This is a genomic window from Streptomyces sp. NPDC050433, from assembly GCF_044458565.1.
GTDB lineage: Bacteria > Actinomycetota > Actinomycetes > Streptomycetales > Streptomycetaceae > Streptomyces.
Map to the genome: position 1 here is coordinate 428,415 of NZ_JBITIB010000002.1, position 15,960 is coordinate 444,374.

General features: G+C 68.5%; 11 protein-coding genes. 4 read left to right on the forward strand and 7 right to left on the reverse strand.

What is annotated here, in order from left to right; translation table 11 throughout:
• Positions 1-28: 28 nt before the first annotated feature.
• Positions 29-1,093 carry an ATP-dependent DNA ligase gene (locus ACIBLA_RS04630; protein WP_363244848.1) on the reverse strand — a complete coding sequence of 355 codons (1,065 nt, stop codon included), beginning with the start codon at positions 1,091-1,093 and terminating at the stop codon, positions 29-31.
• A gap of 75 nt (positions 1,094-1,168) precedes the next feature.
• Here ACIBLA_RS04630 and ligD point away from each other — a divergent pair, with 75 nt between their 5' ends.
• Positions 1,169-2,191, forward strand: coding sequence for a non-homologous end-joining DNA ligase (ligD, locus tag ACIBLA_RS04635; RefSeq protein ID WP_363244847.1), 1,023 nt, complete (start codon positions 1,169-1,171; stop codon positions 2,189-2,191).
• An 86-nt stretch (positions 2,192-2,277) separates the two neighbouring features.
• On the opposite strand, the gene ACIBLA_RS04640 is transcribed toward ligD, so the two are convergent.
• Both ACIBLA_RS04640 and ACIBLA_RS04645 read right to left on the reverse strand, forming a co-directional pair.
• On the reverse strand, positions 2,278-4,431 hold the full coding sequence (locus ACIBLA_RS04640; protein WP_399197750.1) for an OmpL47-type beta-barrel domain-containing protein: 2,154 nt from the start codon (positions 4,429-4,431) through the stop codon (positions 2,278-2,280).
• Positions 4,432-4,493: 62 nt separating this feature from the next.
• Positions 4,494-6,974, reverse strand: a complete 2,481-nt coding sequence (locus tag ACIBLA_RS04645) for a ThuA domain-containing protein (RefSeq protein ID WP_399197725.1) — start codon at positions 6,972-6,974, stop codon at positions 4,494-4,496.
• A gap of 204 nt (positions 6,975-7,178) precedes the next feature.
• Between ACIBLA_RS04645 and ACIBLA_RS04650 the strand changes: the two genes are divergently transcribed.
• The 3 genes from ACIBLA_RS04650 to ACIBLA_RS04660 all read left to right on the forward strand — a co-directional run bounded on the left by ACIBLA_RS04650 (position 7,179) and on the right by ACIBLA_RS04660 (position 9,585).
• Positions 7,179-8,216 carry a multicopper oxidase domain-containing protein gene (locus ACIBLA_RS04650; protein WP_363244877.1) on the forward strand — a complete coding sequence of 346 codons (1,038 nt, stop codon included), beginning with the start codon at positions 7,179-7,181 and terminating at the stop codon, positions 8,214-8,216.
• A 188-nt stretch (positions 8,217-8,404) separates the two neighbouring features.
• The gene (locus tag ACIBLA_RS04655) at positions 8,405-9,193 is read left to right on the forward strand and encodes a VOC family protein (RefSeq protein ID WP_399197726.1); all 789 of its coding nucleotides are present in this window, start codon (positions 8,405-8,407) and stop codon (positions 9,191-9,193) included.
• Between the two features lie 71 nt (positions 9,194-9,264).
• Complete coding sequence (locus ACIBLA_RS04660; protein ID WP_399197727.1) at positions 9,265-9,585, forward strand: WhiB family transcriptional regulator; 321 nt, start codon at positions 9,265-9,267, stop codon at positions 9,583-9,585.
• A 33-nt stretch (positions 9,586-9,618) separates the two neighbouring features.
• Here ACIBLA_RS04660 and ACIBLA_RS04665 read toward each other — a convergent pair whose 3' ends face one another.
• From ACIBLA_RS04665 to ACIBLA_RS04680, 4 genes are all read right to left on the reverse strand, one after another.
• Positions 9,619-10,536 (reverse strand): chitosanase, encoded by a 918-nt coding sequence (locus ACIBLA_RS04665; RefSeq protein ID WP_363244843.1) that lies wholly within the window; start codon positions 10,534-10,536, stop codon positions 9,619-9,621.
• A gap of 138 nt (positions 10,537-10,674) precedes the next feature.
• On the reverse strand, positions 10,675-11,649 hold the full coding sequence (locus tag ACIBLA_RS04670; RefSeq protein ID WP_363244842.1) for an acyl-ACP desaturase: 975 nt from the start codon (positions 11,647-11,649) through the stop codon (positions 10,675-10,677).
• A 236-nt stretch (positions 11,650-11,885) separates the two neighbouring features.
• Positions 11,886-14,156, reverse strand: coding sequence for an ATP-binding cassette domain-containing protein (locus tag ACIBLA_RS04675; RefSeq protein WP_399197728.1), 2,271 nt, complete (start codon positions 14,154-14,156; stop codon positions 11,886-11,888).
• A gap of 100 nt (positions 14,157-14,256) precedes the next feature.
• Entirely contained in the window at positions 14,257-15,912 is a 1,656-nt protein-coding gene (locus tag ACIBLA_RS04680; RefSeq protein WP_399197729.1) for an ABC-F family ATP-binding cassette domain-containing protein, read from the reverse strand.
• Between the last annotated feature and the right edge of the window lie 48 nt (positions 15,913-15,960).

The following is a 15,960-nucleotide window of genomic DNA, read 5'->3' on the forward strand; positions in this document are numbered from 1 at the left end:
GATCAGCCGTGCCCCCGCCCCGCCCGGATCAGCCGGACGCCAGCACCTCCGCCAGGTCGTACCGCACCGGCTCCTCCAACTGCGCGTACGTGCACTCCTCGGGCGTACGGTCCGGGCGCCACCGGCGGAACTGCGCCGTGTGCCGGAACCGGTCGCCCTCCATGTGGTCGTACGCCACCTCGCACACCCGCTCCGGCCGCACCGCGACCCACGACAGGTCCTTCTTCCCCGTCCAGCGGCTCGGCGCGCCCGGCAGCCTGGCACCCTCGTGCGCCGACTCCCGCGCCCAGTCGGCCCACGGATGGCCGTCGGCCGGATCCATCAGCAGCGGCGCCAGCTCCTCCACCAGCTCCGCCCGGCGCTTCATCGAGAACGCGGCACACACCCCCACATGCTGAAGCGTCCCGGCGGTGTCGTGCAGGCCGAGCAGCAGGGACCCGACGACCGGACCGCTCTTGTGAAGGCGGTACCCGGCCACCACCACATCCGCCGTCCGCTCGTGCTTGATCTTGTACATCACGCGTACGTCCGACCGGTAGGGCAGGTCCAGCGGCTTGGCGACCACCCCGTCGAGCCCCGCGCCCTCGTAGCGCCGGAACCACTCCTGGGCCACCTCCACATCCGTGGTGGCCGGCGCCAGATGGACCGGGGCCGAGACGCCGCCGAGCGCGTCGACGAGAGCGGCCCGGCGCTCCGACTGAGCGGTGGAGAGCAGCGACCGGTCGCCGAGCGCCAGCAGGTCGAAGGCCACGAAGCTCGCCGGGGTCCGCTCGGCGAGCGTCCGCACGCGCGAGTCCGCCGGGTGGATGCGCTCGCTGAGCCGGTCGAAGTCCAGCCGGCCCTCGTACGCGATCACGATCTCGCCGTCGATCACGCACCGCTCGGGCAGCTCCCGCAGAAAGGCGGTGACCAGCTCGGGGAAGTAGCGGGTCAGCGGCTTGCCGTTCCGGCTGCCGATCACCACCTCGTCGCTGTCCCGGTGGATCAGCGCACGGAAGCCGTCCCACTTGGCCTCGTACTGCATACCGGGCGGGATTTTCGCCACGGACTTGGCCAGCATCGGTTTCATCGGAGGCATCACCGGCAGATCCATGCCCCCGATTGTGCGCGGGACGGGGCCGGTCCGCCCGATATGCGGGCCGGGGGAGCCAGGCCTACGGTGGCGCGTATGGCGAGCAAGGGCGCGGCGATGGAGCTGGAAGTCGGCGGGCGGACCGTACGGCTGTCCAGCCCCGGCAAGATCTACTTTCCCGACCGTGGCTTCACCAAGCTGGACGTCGCCCAGTACTACATCGCGGTGGGGGAGGGGATCACCCGCGCCCTGCGGAACCGGCCGACCACCCTCCAGCGCTACATCGAAGGCATCACCGGCGAGTCCTTCTACCAGAAGCGCGCCCCCAAGAATCTGCCCGACTGGATCCCCACCGCCCGTATCGCCTTCCCCAGCGGACGCACCGCCGACGAGATCTGCCCCACCGAACCGGCCGCCGTGCTCTGGGCGGCGAATCTCGGCACCCTGACCTTCCACCCCTGGCCGGTACGGCGGGGAAACACCGAGCACCCCGACGAACTGCGCATCGACCTGGACCCGCAGCCCGGCACCGACTTCCACGACGCCGTCCGGGCCGCCCACGAACTGCACGGCCTCCTCGACGAACAGGGCCTGCACGGCAGGCCCAAGACCTCCGGCGGGCGCGGACTGCACGTGTTCGTGCCGATCGAGCCGCGCTGGTCCTTCACCCAGGTACGGCGCTGCGCCATCGCCGTCGGCCGGGAGCTGGAACGGCGCATGCCGGGCCGGGTCACCACGGCGTGGTGGAAGGAGGAGCGCGGCGAGAGGATCTTCGTGGACTACAACCAGACGGCGCGCGACCGCACCATCGCCTCGGCGTACTCGGTGCGCCCCAATCCGTACGCCACGGTCTCCGCGCCGCTGCGCTGGGACGAGCTGGACGACGTCACCCCGCGCGACTTCGACATCGCGACGATGCAGGCCCGCTTCGCCGAACTCGGCGACCTGCACGCGGACATGGACTCGGAGGCGTTCAGCCTGGAGGGCCTGCTGGAACTGGCCGCCAGGGACGAGCGCGACCACGGCCACGGCGATCTGCCGTACCCGCCGGACTACCCGAAGATGCCGGGCGAGCCGAAGCGGGTCCAGCCGAGCCGTGCCCGTGAGGACACGGCCTAGGGTGGCCGACGAGGCCGGGGAACGGCGAAGTGCCCCCTCCCGTAAGGGAAGGGGCACTTCTGTCGGCTCAGCCTCCTACAGAGGCGTCAGAGCTGCTTGATCCGGATGTCGCGGTACGAGATGACGTCCGTCGTGCCGTGCACCTGGAGCCCGACATAGCCTGACGAGTAACGCCGGCCGTCGGTACCCACGTCACCGGCGCGCGGCGGAGTGAACTCCTGGCCGCCGATGTTGTCGAACTCGTTGATCACGACGCCGTTGCGCAGGATCGTGTAGTGCTGGTCGACCACCTTGATCTCGTAGTCGTTCCAGCTGCCCTTCGGCGTGATGCCCGCGCCGGCCAGGCCCACGCGGTCGAAGCCGTAGATCGATCCCGTCTTGTACATGTCGCCGTCCGGACGGTCCAGGATCTGGACCTCGTGCCCGTAGTTGATGGCGACCCACTCCGGCCGGGACTCCAGCGGGTGACCGTTGACGTCCGGGAAGCGCACGAAGACACCGCCGTTGGCGTTGCCCGTGCCCGGCGCGTCGTCACGGAACTGGAGCTTCAGCGAGAAGTCGTCGTACTTCCGCTCCGGGAACCACAGCATGCCCATGCCCGCGACGGTCGTGCTGCTCGTCATCGCACCGTCCGCGGAGAGCGCGAACTTGCCGCCGCCGACGTGCGCCCAGTCGGAGAAGGTCCCCTCCGTGCCGTCGAAGAGCGTGCGGTAGCCGGTGGTCTGACCCGGCCTGCCGATCTTCGACGCCTTGGCGGCCTGCGTGATCTTCGTGAACTCACGCTGGTCGATGACCCCGTCCGTGCGGAGCTTGGTCAGCACCGTCTCGACGTGCTTGAGGAACAGGGCGTGCGAGGACCAGTCCTTCTCGTCCTCGATCAGCTCGTTGATCGTGCACCGGTTCGTGGTGAGCCGGTTCGGCACACCCGTGTCGACGGCGCCGACGATGACCGTCAGCCGTACGTCGTACTCGGGGCAGTTGGGGGCCGGAACGCCACCGCCCTTGGCGATGGTGAACGTGACCTCCTTGGCCACCGAGGTGTTGCCCGCCTTGTCCGTCGCCCGGTGCGCGAGCCTGTGGTAGCCCACCGCGTCGACGATCACGGGATTGGAGTACGCGAGGTACGGACCGCCGTCGAGCGAGTACTCGATCTTCTCGACACCCGACTCGCTGTCCGTCGCCTTGAGCGTCGCCGTGGCGCTCGTGATGAAGGCGCCGTCGGAGTTCTTGTCACCCGTGACGGCCGCCGTCGACACCGGCGCGGTCGTGTCCTTCACCGGCGGCGTCACGACCTTGAAGTCGACGGCCTTCTCGGCGGCGGCGTTGCCCGCCTTGTCGGTCGCACGGTAACGGATCTTGTGCGTACCGACCTCGTGGACCATCACCGGCGCGGTGTAGTCCTGCCAGGCCCCGTCCGTACCGATCGCGTACTCGATCTTGTTGACACCGGAACCGGCGTCCGAAGCGGTCACGGTGACCGTCGCCATGTCGAGGTAGGCGCCGTCCGCGTCCTGTTCGCCGGTCACCGTCGCCGAGGTCTCCGGCGCGGTGGTGTCGTCCGTGGGCGGTGAGGCGACCTTGAACTCGGCAGTCTTCTCGGCGGCCACATTGCCCGCCTTGTCGGTCGCGCGATATCTGATCACGTGATCACCGACCGTATTGACCACCACGGGTGTGGTGTAGAGCTGCCATTCGCCGTCTGCCCCGACCGCGTATTCGATCTTGTCGACACCCGATCCGGCGTCGGTGGCCGAGAGCGTCACCGACGCCTGGCCTATGTACGCGCCGGCCTCATTCTGGTCGCCGTCAACCTTGGCCGCGGTCTCGGGGGCGGTGGTGTCGTCACCCCCGCCGCCCTCGGTGACGGTGAGGGTGCCGGTCATCATGCCGTGACCCGGAATCTGGCAGAAGAAGCGGTAGGTGCCCGCTGTCAGATTGACCTCGGCCGTCCACTTACCGCCCTGCGCGTCGTCCGGGCTGGCCATCAGGTTGAGCGCCACGTCGTTGTTGTAGTCGGGGTTCGACGTGTCGAAGGTGACCGTGTGCGGCATCGACGTGGTGTTGCCGGTCGCCTTGCTGTTCTCGAAGACGATCGTCGCGGGACCCGCGACGGCCGTCTTCGGGGACGTCAGGTACCCCGTGGTGGAGTTGCCCGCCGTCCAGTTGAGTACCTGCGCCGCCGCCTGCCGGTCGTCGGCCCGTCCGTATGCCTGTGTCGAGGTCAGCCCCAGCACCAGCATCAACGAGCCCAGCAGGGCCGTCCACAGATGCAGAGGTCGTTTTCTCACTGCGCCACTCTGTCTCACTGCGCCGCCTTCCTTGCCAGATCCGCGGCGGCGGGAGTGGCCTCGCCGCCCTTGTACGTCACACGCCACAGTGCCGACTTCGCGTCCGAAGTAAAGAAGCCACGCCCATAGTCGAGTACGTAGAGTGAGCCGTCCGGAGCGAACTTCCAGTCCATGAGGTTGCGGATGCCGCTGTCACCGACTGGAATGATCTTCTTCAGCGACTCGGCGTGCACGGGCAGTCCGCCGTTGCCGGCGGTCCTGGGGTCGAGTTCGACCGCGTGCCGCGGCTGGGTCTGGTCGTAGAAGTCGCCCACGAACCACTTGCCGTCCCAGTACGACGGCCAGCTCTCGGCGGTCGCCTTGGCGGCGTCGTACCGGTAGAGCGGGCCGTTCATGGTCGCCTGGCCACCGCCCTTGAGCCACGGCAGGAGGAAGGTCGCCTCCTCCGCCTTGTAGCTCGGGATGCCGTTCGCGTCACGCGGGTAGTCCGGCGCGCCGCCCTGGGGCGAGTACCAGATGGTGTTGCCCGTGATCGGCGGGATGTTCACGAGCCCGTCGTTGTTCGGGGACTCGTTCTTCGGCGCGTCGCAGTTGTACCAGCCGAGCGGCTTCGTCGGGTCCGGCAGATTGCGGTCGCGGTACGGCTGCTTGTTGCCCATGCAGTACGGCCAGCCCTGGTTGCCAGCCTTGGTGATGGCGGCGAAGGTGTCGTACTTGGCCGGGCCCCAGGTGGTGCTCGGAGCGCCCGCGTCGGGGCCGACCCAGCCCGCGTACAGGGTGTCGGTCTTCTTGTCGACCGAGATGCGTGCCGGGTTGCGTACACCCATCACATAGATCTCGCCGCGGGTCTTGCCGCCGCCCTCGGCGGTCTCCTCACCCGTGAAGAGGTTGCCCTCGGGCAGGGTGTACGTGCCGTTGGCCTCGGGGTGGATCCGCAGGATCTTCCCGTTGAGGTTGTTGGTGTTACCGGCCGTACGGCGCGCGTCCGCGAAGGAGACGCCCTTGTAGTTCGGCTCCGGGTTGTTGCCCGAGTAACCCTGGCTGAACTGCGAGGAGTTGTTGTCCCCGGTCGCGATGTAGAGGTTGCCCTTGGAGTCCCAGGCCATGCCGCCACCCGAGTGACAGCAGCTGTTGATCTGCACCGGCCAGGCGAGCAGCGTCTTCTCGGTGGCGAGATCGAGCTTGTTCGTCGCGAGGTCCAGCGTGAAACGCGAGACGCGGCGCTCCGCCATCCGGGTGTCACGGTTGATCTCGGAGTGGGGTGTGTAGTGCAGATACACCCAGCCGTTGGTCATGAAGTCGGGGTCCAGCTCGATACCGAGCAGACCCTCCTCGTTCTTGACCAGCTCGTCGCCGCCGCCCTTGTTGCCGAAGATGGTCAGGCCGCCGACCTTGGTGACCTGCTTGGTCTTCGGGTCGTAGACGTGGATCTGGCCCTCGCCCTTGCCGATGTCCGGGTTCGCCCAGTCGGTCACGACGGGCTGGGTGTTGTCGCCGCCGCCGCGGCCGATGTAGAAGACGCGGTCGTCCGGCGCCACGACGGTGCCGTGCGGCTCGCCGATCTGGTCCGACTCGCCCGGCTTGTTGGGCTGGGTCACCCGCTCGGCCGTGTAGTTGGCGTTGATCGTGGCCTTGCAGTCGGCTCGCGAGAGGCGCGTGGTCCACAGGAGGGCGCCGCGCAGGTGGTCGCGGAAGTCGGTCTCGGAGTACGAGTCGACGGTGGCGCCCATGCCGGTGTAGAAGGACCGGCCGCCGTCGTAGTCGCGGCACCAGGAGACGGGGTGGTCCGCGCCGTTGGCGCCCTCACCCGGCTTGTAGGTGCTCTCCCTGACGCGGGCCACGGTGTGCACGTCGCCGCTCGGGTTCTTGTCCCAGTTGAACCACTTGTCGGAGCGCTTCCACTCCTTCGGGAGGTTCTTGGTCGCGGGGTGCTGACGGTCACCCACCTCGACGGTCGCGCGCTGGACGTTGTCCGGGCTCGTCTCCTTCGGACGGGCGCCGATCAGTCCGGTGAACCAGTCCGAGTACGGTTCGGTGCGCGCCGCGTCCCGGATACCGAGAAAGCCTCCGCCGGCTTCGACGAAGGCTTCCAGTCCTGCTTCCTGCTCGGGATCCAGTACATCGCCGCCGCCCGTCAGGAAGACGACCGCGTTGTACGTGCCGAGTTTGGTGGCGTTGGTGAAGACCGAACCGTCACCGTTGGTCTCGGTCTGGAACCGCTGTCCGGTCGGGGCGCTGAGGCCGATCTTCTCGATCGCCTCGATTCCGGCGTTGACGATCGGAGACTCCTCCGACGTCGAGCCGTAGAAGACGAGTACCTTCACGGTCTTGCCGCCGCCGGGCGGCGAAGGAAGGGACAACGTTGTCGACGGCGGCTCCGGGTACGGACCCGCCATGGCGTTTCCGCCTAGCAGAGACGCGGCCATCGTCCCGGCCACCACGGCCGCGGCCATTGCGCGCCGGGATCTTGACCGGCGATGTGGTACGCGCTGCATGTGTTCACCCACCCATCTTTGGTCACAGCAACAGGCGTGAAGCTAGACCTCTTTCGGTGGTGAGCCAAGAGGTATCACCAGAATGGAACTAACTTTGTCCTGAGTGTGGATAAACGAAGATCCCCGAGCTACCGTGTGGCCGTCCCAGGGGCTTCACTGTGTCCCGACAGTCTCAGCACCGCATGTGGGGAGTTCGGCATGGCGATGGACAGACGGAGTTTCAACCGGCGCCTGATGGCCGGAGGCGCAGTCGCGGCAACTGGCGTGACATCGTTGTCCGTTGCCTCGGCCTCCTCGGCCGCTCCCGCGCCGATGGCGGTGGCGGAGGGCCCGAAGCGAGCACCCGCCGGCGGCAAGGTGCACCATCTCACGATGGTGGCCGAGCGGTTGGGCACCGGGAAGATCGGCTACGGCTTCGAGAAGGGCAAGGCGACGATCCCCGGTCCGCTGATCGACATCGTCGAGGGCGACACCGTCCACATCGAGTTCACGAACCTCACGGACGTCGACGCCAGCCTGCATGTGCACGGGGTCGACTACGACATCGCCAGCGACGGCACCCGTATGAACAAGAGTCATGTGGCGCCGGGTGGCAAGCGCACCTACACCTGGCGCACCCACAGGCCCGGCAAGCGCGCGGACGGCACGTACCGCGAGGGCAGTGCCGGCTACTGGCACTACCACGACCATGTCGTCGGCACGGACCACGGCACGGGCGGCATCAAGCAGGGCCTCTACGGTGGCCTCGTGGTCCGCCGGGAGGGTGACATTCTGCCCGACAAGCAGTTCACGATCGTCTTCAACGACATGCAGATCAACAATCTGCCGGGTGCTCAGAGCCCCAACTTCGAGGCCACGGTGGGCGACCGGCTCGAAGTCGTCATGATCACGCACGGCGAGTTCTACCACACGTTCCATATCCACGGTCACCGCTGGGCCGACAACAGGACCGGGCTGCTCAGCGGCCCCGGTGACACCAGCCGGATCGTCGACAACAAGATCACCGGGCCCGCCGACTCCTTCGGGCTCCAGATCATCGCGGGCGAGGGTGTCGGCGCGGGTGCCTGGATGTACCACTGCCATGTGCAGAGCCATTCGGACCAGGGCATGGCGGGCCTGTTCCTGATCGCCAAGCCGGACGGCACGATTCCCGGCTACGAGCCGCACCACCCGACGGCCGAGAAGGACGCGGACGCCGCGAAGGGTGCGGACGCCGCGCAGGGCGCCCACGCGGGTCACTGACCGACGGGCCGGCATCGCGAGACGCGTGACATCGAGCGTCGGACCGGCCGCCGGACGGGCCGCCGCACGGCCGGTCCGGCGCCGCGTCCGGCGCCGACGCGGGTCGCCCGTCGTACACATGCGAGAGGCCCCGATCAGTAGCAGACTCGGGAGGGAAAGCGCACGGGGGGACTCTCGAAGGAGTCACGATGCTCACCACCCGTTACGTACCGGGATCACCGAACTGGGCGGATCTCGCCACGCCCGACATCGAGGGCGCGAAGAACTTCTACGGAGGCGTCTTCGGCTGGAACCATGTGTCGGCCGGCCCCGAATTCGGCGGTTATGGCATGTTCCAGCTGGACGGCAAGACCGTCGCGGGGGCCATGCAGCTCCCCGCCGAACAGGCCCCGCCGACCTGGACCGTCTACTTCCAGACGGCCGACGCCAACGCCACCTCCACGGCCGTGAAGGACAACGGCGGCACGGTCGTGAACGAGCCGATGGACGTCGAGGACCTTGGCCGTATGACGCTCTGCGCCGACCCGGCCGGGGCCGGCTTCGCCACCTGGCAGCCGGGGAAGAACACCGGCCTGGAGGCCACCGACGGTCCGGGCAGCCTCTGCTGGGCCGAGCTGTCCACGCCGGACACGAAGGCCGCCACCGGCTTCTACGGCTCCGTCTTCGGCTGGGAGACGAGCACGATGCCGATGCCCGGAGGCGGGGGCGACTATCTGATGGTCCACCCCGCGGGCAAGGGCCCGGACGGCATGTTCGGGGGGATCGTCCCCACCGAGAGCGATCCCGCGACAGGGCCGAACTGGCTCCTGTACTTCGGCACGGCCGACTGCGATGCTGCCGTGGCGAACGCGGACCGGCTCGGCGGCACGACCGTCAAGGAGCCCACGGACATCGAGGGTGTCGGCCGTTTCGCCGTCCTGACCGACCCGTACGGCGCGCGTCTTGCGCTGATGCAGGGCTTCTCGCAGGACGCCTGAAGGCAGTCTTTCGGACGGTTGCCAACAGGTCGTTGATCGAATGTTTATCGGCACCAGGCAGCGTGTGTGCCATGCCGATCAATCCCACGAACACCCTCACCAGCATCACCGGGCGCACGGGGCGGGAACTCGCCTGGCAGGAGAACGCCCTGTGCGCCCAGACCGGCCCCGAGTTCTTCTTTCCGGCCCCCGGCTCGTCCACCCGCGAGGCGAAGCAGCTCTGCGGTGCCTGCGAGGGGCGGCTGGAGTGCCTTGAATACGCCTTGGACAACGACGAGCGTTTCGGGGTGTGGGGCGGGCTCTCGGAGAAGGAGCGCGAGCGCCTGCGCCGCCGCGGTGCCGCCGGGGGCCGTGGCCTCGCGGCTGGGACGGTGGCGTCCAGGACCGCCTGATTGACCGCCTGATTCCGTCCCGTACACAGAGGGTCAGGGAGCGGGAAGCTCGAACGGCTCTCCGTACATCTTCCAGCGCAGCGGCCCCGCGAGTTCCATGTTGCCCTCCCTGAGGAAGACCCGCTGCGCCGTGTCGATACGTGAGGTGTCCCGCTGCGTCTCGGTGACCTTCGTCTTGATCACGAGCCTGCTCCGGTCGAGGAAGACGTTCAGATACTCCTTCTCCGAACCGCCCTCGGCCGCCGTCCTGGCCTTCTTCATCGCCGCGTGCCGGATGCCGTAGAAGCCGCCCGTGTCGAGACCGGGCCCGTGCAGCACCATCGCGTCGTAGTAGATGAACTGGCCGAGGGTGCCCAGGCCGTCCATCTTCGCCAGCCGTACCGCCGGGTCGAAGTAGACCCGGTCACGGGTCCGGTCCTGGGCCTCGCGGAAGTCGGGGCTCTCGGCCGCCTCCGCCCATGCCGCCGTGAAGCCGGGATCCAGTCCTTCGTGCGAGTCGGTGCCGTCCACCTCGCGCAGCGCCGGGAGGTACGACGCCAGCGGGTTGTCCGGGTGGCTCTTGGTGTAGTCCTCGACGAGCTGGAGCATGTCGTTGGTGCCCGAGCAGAATCCGATGATCCCGGCCGTGTAGCCGTTGCCGTCGTCCAGGTCCTCGATCGCGTCGTACTGACTGCGCCAGTCCAGTGTGGAGTTCTCCGCGCTCGCGATGATCCGGGCGGCCGTCTCCTTCTTCGCGGGGGCGGCGAGACCCGGCGGCATCTTCCTGATCCGCTCCTCCAGCTCCGCCTGCTCGTCCGCGCTTCCGGAGGCGAGGGGATTGGGGGCGGCGCTCGCCGCGCTCGCGGGCGGATCGTCGGCCAGAACGCCAGAGTCGCCGCCTCCGCCGAAGATGACGGAGACGACGACAACGACGGGTGCGCCGATGAGAAAGAGACGGGTGACGGGCTTCACGGCGTAAAGCGTACGATGCCCGATTCGAACACCCGCGGGGAGCTCCCTCTCGGAGTCAACACACCCTGGTGGGGCACGTGATGAACCTGCGGTGACCCCCGACGGCGCAGGGCGGCGCGACCGCCGTGACCCCCGAGATCAGCTGCCCGCGCGCGCTGCCATCCGCGCCTTGCGGGCGGCGAGCTTCTCGTCGAACTTGCTTGCCTCCGCGTCGAGCCCGCCCATGTAGAGACCCAGCTCCTCCTGCGCCTTGAGCCCCTCGGGGCCGAGCCCGTCGACGTCGAGCACCTTCAGATAGCGCAGCACCGGCTGGAGTACGTCGTCGTGGTGGATGCGCATGTTGTAGATCTCGCCGATCGCCATCTGCGCGGCGGCGCGCTCGAAGCCCGGCATGCCGTGTCCCGGCATCCGGAAGTTCACGACCACGTCGCGTACGGACTGCATGGTCAGGTCGGGGGCGATCTCGAACGCCGCGCCGAGCAGGTTGCGGTAGAAGACCATGTGCAGGTTCTCGTCGGTGGCGATACGCGCCAGCATCCGGTCGCAGACCGGATCGCCCGACTGGTGGCCGGTGTTGCGGTGCGAGACGCGGGTCGCCAGTTCCTGGAAGGCGACGTACGCCACCGAGTGCAGCATCGAGTGCCGGTTGTCCGACTCGAAGCCCTCCGACATGTGCGTCATCCGGAACTGCTCAAGCTTGTCCGGGTCCACGGCGCGCGAGGCGAGCAGATAGTCGCGCATCACGATGCCGTGCCGGCCCTCCTCGGCGGTCCAGCGGTGCACCCAGGTGCCCCAGGCTCCGTCGCGGCCGAAGAGGCTGGCGATCTCGTGGTGGTAGCTGGGGAGGTTGTCCTCGGTCAGCAGGTTCACCACGAGGGCGATCTTGCCGATGTCGGTCACCTTGGACTGCTGCGGCTCCCAGGCCGTGCCGTCCTCGAAGAGACCGGGGAAGTTGCGGGCGTCGGACCAGGGCACGTACTCGTGCGGCATCCAGTCCTTGGCGACCTTGAGATGGCGGTTGAGTTCTTTCTCCACCACCTCTTCCAGCGCGTACAGCAGGCGGGCGTCGCTCCACGCCTCCGAACTGCCGAGATGGGGAGAGGTGAGTGTCACGGATGCTCCTGGGGACGGGAGTAGTACCTACGGGTTCGTAGGTTACGTGACCGTAGGTTAAGGGTGCGGTAAGCGGAGAGCCAAGCCCGGATCCGCGATGACCGGTTACCTGCGGTTATGCGCGCAGGTCAGATGGCCGCACCGAGAGGCAGGTCACGCACCCTTCGCGCCTGCCCTGCCCCGCCTCCCGGAGCCGGTCACCCGGAGCCCGCCCGCGAATCACCGGAGAGGCGCCGTCACGCCCCGACCTCCCGTCGCAGATACTCGGCGGTGAACGACTTGGGATGGCGCAGCAGTTCGGCCGGAGTGCCCTCGAACACGATCTCGCCGCCGTGCTTCCCGCCGTCCGGGCCCAGGTCGATCACCCAGTCCGCGCGCTTGACCACATCCATGTTGTGTTCGACGCAGATCACCGAGTTCCCCGCGTCCACCAGCCGGTCGAGCAGCGCCAGCAGGGTGCCCACGTCCGCCATGTGCAGCCCGGTGGTCGGCTCGTCCAGGACGTACACGCTGCCCGTACGGTGCAGTTGGGTCGCCAGCTTGATTCGCTGCCGCTCCCCGCCCGACAGCGAACTCAGCGGCTGACCGAGCGTCAGATAGGTCAGCCCCACGTCGTTCAGTGTCCGCAGCTTGCGCAGCATCGCCCGGTCGGCGCCGAACTCCCCGAAGAACGGGATCGCCTGAGCGGCCGTCATGTTCAGTACGTCGACGATCGACCTGCCGCCCACCCGCAGCGCCAGTACGTCGTCGTTGAACCGCCGCCCCTCGCACACCTGACAGACCGTCGTCACCGGATCCATGAACGCGAGGTCGGTGTAGATGATCCCGCGCCCCGCGCACCCGGCGCACGCACCCGAGGAGTTGAAGCTGAAGAGGCCCGGCTCGACACCGTTCTCCTTCGCGTACACCTTACGGATGATGTCCATGGCGCCGAGATACGACGCCGGGGTGGACCGCGACGAGGCCGTGATCGCGGTCTGGTCGATGACGATCGCGTCCGGGTGCGCCGTCGTGAAGACCTGCGAGACCAGCGTCGACTTGCCCGACCCGGCGACGCCGGTCACCGCCGTCAGCACCCCTGTCGGGAACCGTACGTCGATGCCCTTCAGATTGTGCAACGCGGCTCCGCGTACCGGCAGTTGGCCGGTGGGGGAGCGGAAGACGCCCTTAAGGGGCGTACGGCTCACGAGATGCCGACCGGTGAGCGTGCCGGCGTCCCGCAACCGCTCCACCGTCCCCTCGAACACCACGTGCCCGCCGTCCGCGCCCGCCCGCGGCCCCATGTCGACGACATGGTCGGCGATCGCCACGACGTCCGGATCGTGCTCCACCACCAGCACCGTGTTGCCCCGGTCGCGCAGCCGCCGCAGCAGATCGTTCAGCCGTCCCACGTCGCGCGGGTGCAGGCCGACGCTCGGTTCGTCGAAGATGAAGGTCAGCCCCGTCAGTGAACTCCCCAGATGGCGCACCATCTTGAGCCGCTGACCCTCACCGCCGGAGAGCGTGCTCGTCTCCCGGTCCAGGCTCAGATAGCCGAGGCCGATCCCCACCAGCCGGTCGAGCCGGGCGCGCGCGGCGTCGGCGATCGGCGTCGCCACCGGGTCGTCGATCCGTGCCAGCACATCCACCAGGTCGGCGACCTCCATCCGGGTGTAGTCGGCGATGCCCAGGCCGTCGATACGGGTAGCGAGCGCCGCCTCGTTGAGCCGCGCCCCGCCGCACGCGTCGCACACCCGCTGCGCGGTGAACCGGTTCGCCGCCTCCCTGCGCTTCTCGGACATGTTGGCCGTGTCCCGCTTGAGGAAAAGCCGGGTGAAACGGCCCACGACACCCTCGAACCTGACATCGGCCGAGCCCGTCCGCATCTCCACCTTGACGGTGAAGTCACCCCCGTGGAGCAGCAGTCGGCGCTCTTCGGCGGTGTACCGGTCGATCGGCTTGTCCGGGTCGAAGTGCCCCGACCCGGCGTACAGATTCCACTCCCAGCTGCCCACCGTCAGCCCCGGCAGCAGCAGCGCGCCCCCGTTCAGGGACTTCGACCAGTCGACCGCACGGTCGAGGTCGAGCCGGACCACCCGTCCCACGCCGTCGCACTCGGGACACATGCCGGACGGGTCGTTGAAGGAGTACGCGGTGGCCGCCCCCGCGCTGGGCGTGCCGTACCGCGAGAACAGCACCCGGATCACCGAGTAGATGTCGGTCATCGTGCCGACCGTGGAGCGAATGTTGCCGCCGACCGGTCTCTGGTCGATGACGATCGCCACCGACAGGTCGTCGATCGCCTCGACATGGGGGCGTTCGTGCTTGGGCAGCCGGTTCCTGATGAACGTCGTGAAGGTCTCGTTGAGCTGGCGCTGCGACTCCACGGCGATGGTGTCGAAGACGATCGAGGACTTGCCCGACCCGGAGACCCCGGTGAAGACGGTGATCCGGTCCTTTGGGATGGTCAGTGAGACGTCCTTGAGGTTGTTCTCACGGGCGCCCACGATGGTGATGTTCTGAGGCATGGGCCCGAAGCTAATCGGAAATCCAGACAGCCTCTGTCCGGATTTCCGATCGGCCTCACGTGTTTCTCCCGAGCCTCAGGACGGACCCCGGGACGGCACCTCAGGAGGTGCCTGACGCGCCCGCCGACGGCAGTCCCGCCCGTACCTCCCGCACCGTCGTGTCCCGCAGCTCGCCGTCCAGCACCAGCCACCGCGTGATGCCGATCGACTCCAGGAACGGCACGTCGTGGCCGGCCACGACGAGTGCGCCCCGGTACGACCCCAGCGCCGCCGTGAGCCGGCGCACGCTCGCCAGGTCGAGATTGTTCGTCGGCTCGTCCAGCATCAGCAGCCGGGGCGCCGGCTCCGCCAGCAGCAGGGCGGCGAGCGACGCGCGGAACCGCTCCCCGCCCGACAGGGTCCCGGCAGGCTGGTTCGCCCGAGTGCCCCGGAACAGGAAGCGGGCGAGCCGCGCCCGGATCTCGTTGTGCGTGGCGGCGGGCGCGAACCGCGCCACGTTCTCCACCACGGACAGCGTGTCGTCCAGGACATCGAGCCGCTGCGGCAGGAAGCGCGTCGGTACCAGGGCCTCGGCCTCGCCGGAGACCGGCGCCAGCTCCCCTGCGACCGTCCGCAGCAGCGTTGTCTTTCCCACCCCGTTGCGGCCCACCAGCGCGATCCGCTCCGGGCCGTGGACGGTGAACTCGCCGTCGGCCCGCGCACCGTACCGCAGCTCCAGCTCGCGCAGCCGCAGCACTCCGACGCCTGGGTGCACCTCGGTGGCGGGCAGCTCGATCCGGATCTCGTCGTCGTCGCGTACCGCCTCCACCGCCTGGTCGAGCCGCTCCTTCGCCTCCGCGAGCTTTGTGGTGTGCATGATGCGGTGCTTGCCCGCCGAGACCTGCGCCTGGCGTTTGCGCTCCTGCATGATGGTCTTCGGCTCGCGCTTGGTGTCCCACATCTTCTGTCCGTAGCGCTTGCGCCTGGCCAACTTGACGTGGGCGTCCGTCAGTTCGCGCTTCTGCCGCTGTACGTCACTCTCGGCGACGCGCACCATGCGCTCGGCGGCCTCCTGCTCGACGGCCAGCGCCTCCTCGTACGCGGAGAAGTTCCCGCCGTACCAGGTGACGTCGCCGTCCCGCAGATCGGCGATCCGGTCGACGAGATCGAGCAGTTCACGGTCGTGGCTGACCACGACCAGCACGCCCGACCAGGCGTCGACGGTCCGGTAGAGCCGTCTGCGTGCGTACAGATCCAGATTGTTCGTCGGCTCGTCGAGCAGCAGCACCGAGGGGCGGGCCAGCAGCAGGGCCGCCAGCCGCAGCAGGACGCACTCGCCGCCCGACACTTCGCCGATGGTCCGGTCGAGTCCGATGTGTCCGAGACCGAGCTGGTCGAGGGTGGCGCGCGCCCGTTCCTCGACATCCCAGTCGTCGCCGATCGCGGCGAAGTTCTCCTCGCTCGCGTCTCCCGCCTCGACGGCGAGCAGCGCGGCGCGGGTACCGGCGATACCGAGCGCCTGGTCGACGCGGAGACCGGTGGCCAGCACGACGTCCTGCGGGAGGTAGCCGATCTCACCCACCGTGTTCGTCCTGCCGCCGGTCGGCGTGAGCGCGCCGGCGATCAGCTTCAACAGCGTTGACTTCCCCGACCCGTTGACCCCGACCAGACCGGTCCTGCCGGGGCCGACGGCCAGGTCGAAGTCCTCGAACACGACGGACCCGTCGGGCCAGGCGAAGGAGAGCGCGGAGCACGTGACATGGGGGGATGTAGACATGGAGGTCTCCAGGTTGCTGCGAAGGAAAGCGGGGCAACGGTGGGAGAC